Raw genomic sequence first — 793 nt, forward strand, 5'->3', positions numbered from 1 at the left:
GCTTTCTTCATGTCGCCCGCAATCCGCGGCGGGGTGCTCGTCCAGAACGCGCAATGGGAGAAGGGCGCGATCGCCGTCATGAAGACCGGCATCTGGTTCGTCAGCCAGGAGAAGCAGGTCTGCATCCCTCTCGACGAGGTGACCGGCATCGAACTTACGTCCCGGGAGATCCAGGAGAAGAATCTCGACGTCGTGAAGATCGACCACCTCATCGAGAACGAACTCGTGACGAGTTTTGTTCTCTGCCCGCTGACGACGCTCCAGGTTCTCTACAACTTCCTCAAAGAGGCGACGCACGATACCGAGGTCAGCGAGGAGATCGATCCCCTGACCGGGCAGGTGGCCATGCTGGTCTACAGCGGGATGGACTCGAGCACCATCGAGAACATGCTCAAACTCTCGCACAAAGACCTGGACGCCATCTACGAGAAACTCCTCGGCTCGGGGCTCGCCGAAGTACTCTACGTCAGAAAGGAAGTACAACTAACCCCAAAAGGTGTCAGATACATCTCAGAGTCTGTAAAATCTCCATTGGATTAAAAACCTTATTTCTTCAAAATAAGAAGGTATATATAACTTTTTTATCAAATATTCAATGAGTGGTGTTCGATGGGGAAAATCCTAATCGTCGATGATACAATGTTTATGAGAACGCTGCTGAAGAACATCCTCTTCTCCGGCGGGCACGACATCGTCGGTGAGGCAGCGGACGGGGCGGAAGCCTTGCAAAATATCAGGAACTCAAGCCCGACCTCGTTACTATGGACGTAGTCATGCCTAAGATGAACGGGAT

1 protein-coding gene and 1 pseudogene are annotated in these 793 nt (G+C 52.5%); both read left to right on the forward strand.

Going from position 1 to position 793, the window contains the following annotated elements:
- Positions 1-540: CheF family chemotaxis protein (locus tag EI28_RS12750; RefSeq protein ID WP_048115417.1), on the forward strand; the 540-nt coding region annotated here is incomplete at its 5' end.
- A gap of 69 nt (positions 541-609) precedes the next feature.
- A pseudogene (locus tag EI28_RS12755) lies at positions 610-793 on the forward strand (response regulator); the annotation flags it as partial.

It is taken from the genome of Methanoculleus sp. MH98A, from assembly GCF_000691865.1.
In the GTDB taxonomy this organism is placed as follows: Archaea; Halobacteriota; Methanomicrobia; order Methanomicrobiales; family Methanoculleaceae; genus Methanoculleus.